5 protein-coding genes are annotated in these 6,853 nt (G+C 71.6%); 3 read left to right on the top strand and 2 right to left on the bottom strand.

Annotated elements, in window-relative coordinates:
• Positions 1–226, top strand: a 226-nt coding sequence (locus FNH08_RS52625) for an ATP-binding protein (RefSeq protein WP_228034670.1), incomplete at its 5' end; no start/stop codon positions are given.
• 180 nt (positions 227–406) lie between these two features.
• Here the strand turns inward: FNH08_RS52625 and FNH08_RS40850 are convergent.
• Positions 407–1,945: an MFS transporter gene (locus FNH08_RS40850; protein WP_152776575.1), complete on the bottom strand. Its 1,539-nt coding sequence runs from the start codon at positions 1,943–1,945 to the stop codon at positions 407–409.
• A gap of 140 nt (positions 1,946–2,085) precedes the next feature.
• Positions 2,086–2,730 (bottom strand): TetR/AcrR family transcriptional regulator, encoded by a 645-nt coding sequence (locus FNH08_RS40845; RefSeq protein ID WP_322726279.1) that lies wholly within the window; start codon positions 2,728–2,730, stop codon positions 2,086–2,088.
• Positions 2,731–3,003: 273 nt separating this feature from the next.
• On the opposite strand from FNH08_RS40845, the gene FNH08_RS40840 reads away from it, so the two are divergent.
• A complete protein-coding gene (locus FNH08_RS40840) occupies positions 3,004–4,536 on the top strand; it encodes a M6 family metalloprotease domain-containing protein (protein ID WP_152776574.1) in 1,533 nt (510 codons plus the stop codon).
• 83 nt (positions 4,537–4,619) lie between these two features.
• Positions 4,620–6,266: an IclR family transcriptional regulator domain-containing protein gene (locus FNH08_RS40835; RefSeq protein WP_152776573.1), complete on the top strand. Its 1,647-nt coding sequence runs from the start codon at positions 4,620–4,622 to the stop codon at positions 6,264–6,266.
• The last annotated feature ends 587 nt before the right edge of the window (positions 6,267–6,853 follow it).

Here is a 6,853-nt window from a genome sequence, read left to right as displayed (position 1 = left end):
GCCCCCCGACTCGGCATCTGAGTCCGGCCGCGGCCTCCACCTCGTCGCCGCCCTCGCGGACGACTGGGGCGTCACTCCTCGCCCGACCGCTCCCGGCAAGACGGTCTGGGCCGAGCTGTGCGCACCGACCGGAGGCCGCCCGCACACCCACCCGGCGGCCCCTCGCCCGGAGGACTCGGCATCGGCGTACGGACGCATCACCGAGTCATTTCCGGCTACTTCTTGAAGGGGCGCGACGGCCTCGGGCTGGTGCGGGTTGTGCGTGGTTGCTCGCGCAGTTCCCCGCGCCCCTGAAACCGGCAGGCACCCGCGCCCCGAAAGAGGCCGTCCGCCGTGCCCCGGAAGCAGGCGAGGGCCCGCCCCGGGTGTGGGGCGGGCCCTGCAGTGCCCGAAGTGGGGGTGGTGGTCAGTGGGCGATCACGGGGACCATCACGTCTTCGTCCGTCGTCTCGTTCGTGTCGGAGGGTGACGCGCCGGGACGGCCGGCGGTGACGAAGGTGAAGGCGATCGCCGCCGAGAGGACGAGGATGCCGACGGCGAACCAGATCGCGTTGGTGTAGCCGTGCACCATGCCCTGCAGCTGGATCAGCTGCGCCTGGGACTTGGAGGCGGCTCCCCCGATGTGGTCCGTGATGTACGAGGTGGTGGCCGAGGCGGCGATCGTGTTCAGCAGGGCCGTGCCGATCGCGCCACCCACCTGCTGCGAGGTGTTGACCATCGCGGAGGCGACACCCGCGTCACGCGGCTCGACGCCCAGTGTGGCCAGGGACATGGCCGGCATGAACGCCGTACCCATACCGAGGCCGAGCAGCACCTGGGCCGGGAGCAGCAGGGCGGCGTACGACGAGTCGATCTCCAATTGGGTGAGCAGGAGCATGCCGACCCCGGCCACCAGGAAGCCGGGAGCCATCAGCGCGCGCGGCGGAACCCGCATCATCAGCCGGGTGCCGATCTGCGTGGAGCCCACGATCATGCCCGCGATCATCGGCAGGAAGGCGAAGCCCGTCTTGACCGGCGAGTACCCCTTCACGATCTGCAGGTAGTAGGTGAGGAAGAGGAACAGGCCGAACATCGCGATGATCGCGAGGCCGAGCGAGAGGTAGACGCCGCCGCGATTGCGCTCGGTGACGACGCGGAGCGGCAGCAGCGGGGCCTTGACCTTGGACTCGACGACGACGAAGGCCAGCAGCAGGACCGCCGACGCGACGAACATGCCGATCGTCAGCGAGTCGCCCCAGCCCTCGGACTCGGCGCGGGTGAAGCCGTAGACGAGGCCGACCAGACCGAGGGTGGACAGGACCACGCCCGGGATGTCCAGCGCCGAGCGGTTGCGGCTGCCCTCGGGCTCACGGATGACGAGGTACGCGCCGGCCGCGGCGACGGCCGCGAACGGGATGTTCACGAAGAACGTCCAGCGCCAGTCCAGGTACTCGGTGAGGAACCCGCCGAGGATCAGACCGACGGCGCCACCGCCACCGGCGATCGCACCGTAGATACCGAACGCCTTGGCGCGCTCCTTGGCGTCGGTGAACATCACGGCCAGGAGCGAGAGCGCGGCCGGGGCGAGCAGGGCTCCGAAGGCGCCCTGGAGGGCACGGGCGCCGAACATCATCGCCTCGTTGGTGGCGGCACCGCCGAGCGCGGACGCCGCGGCGAAACCGATCAGGCCCACGACGAAGGCCCGCTTACGGCCCCAGAGGTCGGCTATACGGCCACCGAAGAGGAGGAGACCCCCGAAGGCGAGGGCGTAGGCCGTGACGACCCACTGACGGTTGCCGTCCGAGATGCCCAGGTCCTGCTGAGCGGACGGGAGGGCGATGTTCACGATGGTCGCGTCGAGGACGACCATCAGCTGCGCGAGCGCGATGAAGACGAGGGCTTTCCAGCGGCCCGCGTCGGGGGCCGGTGCCGCCTTCGCGGCGGCGGCCTTGGCTGTTTCAGACATGGGGGTACCCACTTCGGGACTTCGTAATGGAAAAATGGCGTGAAAGGCGCTAAAAGGGACGGCTCGTCGGGGCTGACGCCCTTGTCAGCGACGGCCGAAGCTCGGTGTGTGTGGTGACTCGGTGACTGGTGAGTCTGAGGTCAGCTCTGGCGCAGATCCTCCATGGTCACTGGCGCCCCCGGCAGTTCGGACCGGGCCGGGGCTCGTAGCCCGTCCAGGAACAGCTGCAGATGACGGTGGACGAATCGGTCGGCACTGAGGCACCCGGCGCCGGCCGGAGGCCTGCTGAGCTGGGCGACCGCGACCATCAGGTCACCCACGCCCACATCCGGGCGGAGCTGCCCGGCCGCGCGGGCCCGCTCCATGAGCATCTCGGTCAACTGCTCGACCCGCTCGCGCATGGCCTCGAGATCCGGGTGGTTCTTGTCGAAGCCGGCGGAGATCATCGGGCAGAGCGCGCTGGTCCGTTCCTCGGCGGAGACGTGCACGAAACGGGACAGCGCCTCGAAGGCGTCGCCCGTCTCGGCGAGCGCGGACTCCGCCGCCCGGGCCGTACGGTCCATGACCGAGCAGACGACCTCGCGTACGAGCGCCTGCCGGTCGGGGAAGTTGCGGTACACCGTGGCGTTGCCGACGCCGGCCCGGCGGGCGATCTCGTCCAGCGGCACCTCGGGGCCGTCCTCGACGAACATCTCCCGGGCGGCGGTGACGATCCGCTCCCGGTTGCGCAGGGCGTCGGCCCGCGGGCGGGACACCTTGCGCTCTGCGGGGGTGGCGGTCTGCACGGCGTACTCCTTGGTGAGGTTCTTGGTGAGGTTCTTGGCCGGCGAGATCCGGGGAGCGTTTCCCCGGTTCGCTCGGACACATGGCTAAACGGGGAAGAGCTCCCCGGATATTTCACCGGCGGCCAGTAATTTCATGTGACCCCCATCACACACCTTCTTCATGGAAAGCACACGATCGGCCTCTTCCAACGGGCGATCGCGCGACCCACGACACAGGGTGATCGGAAGGGTGCAGCCCGAGACGGCGGCTGCCGTCGAGCGAAAGGTCCCTGCATGCAGCCGACCAGCCGCTGGAAACGCTCCGCCCTTCGACGCCTGGGCCGCCGCACTCCCGCAGGCCGCATACGCGCCGGTCGCCCCCGTTCCCGTCGCCCACACCCCGAGGAGTCACAGCCCGAGGAGCCACACTCCGACCACATACACCCTGGCCGCATACGCCCTGACCGCATCAACCCCGACCACATACGCCCTGGACGCAGCCACCCCGACCACATACGCCCTGGCCGCTTCCACCCCGACCGCATCCACCCCGACCGCATACGCCCCCGTCGCCTCGCCGCGCTCGCCTCCGTCACCGTCCTCACGCTCGCCGTCAGCACCTCCGCGGGCACCGGGCAGCTGGGGCCGGATCCCACCAAGACCGCGGGCCCCGCTTCACTGGCCCGCCGCGCGGCGGCCCCGAGGACGCTCAACCCCTGCATGATCAGCGGCCCCTCCGCCGTACAGATGTCGGAGGGCCTCCCGACCGGGCCCGGCTACTCCCGGTCCACCGGCACGGTCCGTGCCCTCAACCTGATGATCGACTTCTCGGACGCCCCCGGCGAGGGCAGCGCGCTGGAGCGGCTCGCGGAGTTCGCCCCGCAGACCCGGGAGTGGTTCGCCACCAGTTCGTACGGCCGGCTCGACTACCGCCCCGAGGCCCCGATCGGCGACTGGGTGCGCATGCCGAAGTCGTTCGAGGAGTACGGCATAGAGCGCGGCGCCCCCTTCGACCCCGGCTACCGCGAACTCGTCGAGGACCTGGTGGCCGTGGCCGACCCGACCGTGGACTTCAGCCGGTACGACCTGCTGAACGTGCTGGTCACCCCGAACGCGGGCCCCTCCGCCCTGGACACCGTCCTGTCGGTGACCTTCGCGGGCAACCGGGAGGCGCCCGTCGGCGACGGCGTGCCCGTCGCCAACGTGTCCTTCGTCTACAGCCGCCAGGACGACGGCTCCGGCAGTTACACCGAGACCGGTTACCGCGTGCTCCCCCACGAGAACGGCCATGTCTTCGGGCTGCCCGACCTCTACACCCAGGACGGCGGGGGCGCGGTCGGGCACTGGGACATCATGAGCGAGGACTGGGGCGTCGACAACGACCTGCTCGGCTGGCACAAGTGGAAGCTGGGCTGGCTGGACGACTCGCAGGTGAGCTGCGCGTCCGCGCTCGGCACCACCGAGTACACGCTCACCCCGCTGCCCCGGCGCGGTGGCCCCAAGCTGGTGTTCGTGCCCCTCGACTCCCGCAGCGGGTACGCGATCGAACTGCGGGTCCGCGGGGGCAACGACGCGTCCGTGTGCCGTCCCGGCATCCTCGTCTACAAGGTCGACGCGACCGTCGACACGGGGAACGGGCCGGTGCGGGTGTACGACTCCCGACGCGACAGCGGTGGCTGCACCCGCAGCCCCAACGTGCACTCGGAGCTCTCCGACGCGACCTTCGTTCCCGGTGAGTCCTTCCGCGATCCGCGCTCCGGGGTCACGGTCAAGGTCGTGGCCGGCGGCCCGGAGGGGAACCACCGGGTGCGGGTGACGCGGCAGTAGGGGCCACCGCCCGTGCGACCCGCATGACGGTGCCCCCCATGACGGTGCCCCCCCATGACGGTCACCCGCATTACGGTGACCCCATGCCCCCGAACGTCCCGAGCGCCACCCCGGCCACCGGCACCGGCGCCGACGCCACCACCGACTCCGACGCGCCTCCCGAGGCCGTCGTGCCCCTCATGCGCGGGATCACCGTGCTGCTGCGGCTCACCGAGGCCGGCGGGGTGTCGAGTCTCAGCGGGCTGGAGAAGTCCACGGGGCTGGCGCGTTCCACGGTCGACCGGATCACGGCGACGCTGGCGCGCCGGGGGTACGTACGGCTGGACGGCCGGGACGCGGTACTCGCCCCACGCCTGATGGAGCTGGGCAACGCCTATCTGGCCGCCCTGCGCCTGCCCGGGCTGCTCGACGCGCACGCGGACGCGCTGGCCGACGAGCTGGACGAGTCGGTGTCGCTGGCCGTCGGGGACCGGGACGGCATCCGCTTCATCCACCAGGCCACCCGGCGTCGTGCGATGTCCCTCAGCTTCCGCATCGGCGACCTGCTCCCCGCCGAACGCACCGCGCCTGGCTCCCTGTTCGCCACCGAGTGGGGCGAGGCGGAATGGGCGCGGTGGCGGGCCAGGCGCGAGGCCGATCCGGAGGGGCGCGGCTTTCCCGCGGTGCCGCCGCGGTCCGGGGCGTACGACGCGTTCGAGGAGCGGGTGGCGTCGGCACGGGCCCAAGGGTGGGCGCTCGACGACGAGTTGATCGAGCCGGGGTTGGTGGCGGTGTCGGTGCCGGTACGGAACAGGGGTTCAGGCAGGGGGCGTATCGCCTGTGTGGCCAACGTGGTGAGTCACACCAGTCGGCATACGGCCGAGTCGTTGCGGGAGGTGCTGCTGCCGCGGCTGCGGGCGACCGTGGACGTGATGGAACGGGTGCTGCGCGAGACCCCGCCCTCGGCCGGTACGTCGGTCGCGCCGTCCGGGCTGGCCGCGTGGACCGGAGCGTCGAAGCAGGAACTGGGCCGGGAGTTCGTCGAGTCGCTGGCCCGTGGGCTGACCGTGATCACGTCGTTCGACGCGGGCCGGGCGGAGCTGACGCTCACGGATGTCGCCCAGGCCACGGGGCTCGCGCGGGCGACGGCCCGGCGGGCGCTGATCACGCTGGAGCACCTCGGGTACGTGGAGTCGTACGGCCGTGTCTTCCGGCTCACGCCGAGGGTGCTCGGCCTGGGATTCCCGCCGCTGTCGATGCTGCCGCTCTCCGAGATCGCGGCGCCCCATCTCGCCGCGCTGTCCGCCCGGTTGCACGACTCCGCTTCCCTCGCGGTCCTCGTCGGCGACGAGATCCAGTACGTCGCCCGCGCGGCCACGGCGCGCATCCTGAGCGCCAACATCACTGTGGGAACCCGGCTTCCGGCGTACGCGACGTCTCTGGGCCGGGTGATGCTGGCCGATCTGCCGCAGCGGCCCGCCGATGACGCGGCTGTGGCCCTGGACCGCGTACGGCGCGACGGGTACGCCCTGGTCGACGCGGAGTTGGAGGAGGGGTTGCGCTCGGTGGCCGTGCCGGTGCGGGAGCGATCCGGTCGGGTGGTGGCGGCGGTGAACGTGGCGATGCACAGCGGTCGGCGTACGGCGGAGGAGTGCGTACGTGAGGTGCTTCCCGCGCTGCGGGCGACGGTGACCTCCATCGAGGCGGACCTGCACGTCGCGGGGCGCTTCCGACGTGTCCCGGCCGGCTGACGGGCTGTCCCGCGGGTCTCGTCTGCGGGGTTCTGTTTTGTGGGCGGCTGCGGGTTCGTCGTGGCTTGTCGCGCAGTTCCCCGCGCCCCTAAAAGCCGTGCCCGCACCCGGCACCACGATGCACCGTTGCCCCCGCGCCCCTGAAAAGCCGCGCCCGCGCCCGGCATCACAACGCACCGTCGCCCCCGCGCACCCGCACCGGACCGGCACTGACACCGGCACCACACCGGACCGGCACCCGCACCGGCACCACACCGGACCGGACCGGCACCCGCACCGGACCGGCACCCGTACCGCACCGGACCGGCAACCGCATCGGACCGGCATTGGCATTGGCACCGGCACCGGCACCGGCACCGCGACGCACCCTGCAGCCGCGTACGTACGCAAGGGGGTGTGCCGGGAGGTGTCCGCCCGCAGCGGCCGGCGTCAGCCACCGAGCCCTTCACTCCCCCACAGCCCCGCCGGACCTTGGACGGAGACCTCCCGGCGCACCCCCGACCCACGACCAACGCGCAGGCACCCAAGCCACAACGGCGGGAAGCGCGCCCCTCAGGGGCGCGGGGAACTGCGCGACCAGCCACAAC

The organism is Streptomyces spongiae, assembly GCF_009377185.1.
Taxonomy (GTDB): Bacteria; Actinomycetota; Actinomycetes; order Streptomycetales; family Streptomycetaceae; genus Streptomyces; species Streptomyces spongiae.
Note: the sequence above shows the minus strand (reverse complement) of the source record. Positions and strands in the feature narration are given on the sequence as shown.

Bases quoted from the DNA above. Each gene is read 5' to 3' on its own strand.
- FNH08_RS40850 (WP_152776575.1), bottom strand. From the start codon at position 1,945: ATGTCTGAAACAGCCAAGGCCGCCGCCGCGAAGGCGGCACCGGCCCCC.
- FNH08_RS40840 (WP_152776574.1), top strand. From the start codon at position 3,004: ATGCAGCCGACCAGCCGCTGGAAACGCTCCGCCCTTCGACGCCTGGGC.
- FNH08_RS40835 (WP_152776573.1), top strand. From the start codon at position 4,620: ATGCCCCCGAACGTCCCGAGCGCCACCCCGGCCACCGGCACCGGCGCC.